The sequence below is a fragment of the Streptomyces sp. NRRL WC-3618 genome, assembly GCF_001280005.1.
Classification (GTDB): Bacteria; Actinomycetota; Actinomycetes; order Streptomycetales; family Streptomycetaceae; genus Streptomyces.
The window spans coordinates 1-219 of the sequence record NZ_LGDW01000428.1 but is presented as its reverse complement, the minus strand read 5'-3'; the positions used below and the strand labels follow the sequence as shown (position 1 = coordinate 219).

The 219-nt window shown below is 65.8% G+C and carries 1 protein-coding gene; it reads left to right on the top strand.

Annotated features, from left to right (window positions below; genetic code table 11):
* The coding region (locus ADL01_RS28285; RefSeq protein WP_159049675.1) for an acyltransferase domain-containing protein at positions 1-219 on the top strand (219 nt) is incomplete at both ends.

The window sequence follows — 219 nt, the reverse complement described above, 5'->3', positions numbered from 1 at the left end:
CCGGTCGACTACGCGTCGCATTCCTCGTACGTGGAGCAGATCGAGCAGCAGATCGGCGAGGCGTTGGACGGGGTTGCCCCGCAGGCCGCCGAGATCCCGTTGTACTCGACGCTGACGGGCGCCTGGCTGGATGCCGACACTCCGATGGATGGCGGGTATTGGTATCGCAATCTGCGTCAGACGGTCCTGTTCGAGCAGGCCACGCGCGGTCTGCTCGCT